The 301-nt window shown below is 51.2% G+C and carries 1 other RNA gene; it reads left to right on the plus strand.

The annotated features are described in order from the left end of the window. The first annotated feature begins 85 nt into the window (after positions 1–85). Positions 86–212: non-coding RNA, RtT sRNA (locus tag AC2FC2_RS27055), on the plus strand. Positions 213–301 lie beyond the last annotated feature (89 nt).

Raw genomic sequence — 301 nt, forward strand, 5'->3', positions numbered from 1 at the left:
GGCGAGGAGTGTAACGACGAGTCATCCTTCCCCCACCACCATCCTTATCTATACCCCAGAATCAAATCAAACCTGAAAGTACCTATATCGCTCCTTACGGGGAGGGATGAGAAGCTTCGACAAGGTTCGAGTCTCACAACGTGAGACAACGCGCTTTAGCGCGGCCCGAAGGGTGAGTCGCTCTGCGACGAATAATCCTTCCCCCACCACCATCCTTATTTATTCCCCAGAATCAAATCAAACCTGAAAGTACCCATATCGCTCCTTACGGGGAGGGATGAGAAGCTTCGACAAGGTTCGA

The sequence above is a fragment of the Serratia sp. CoH_122_TC_1 genome (genome assembly GCF_058191755.1).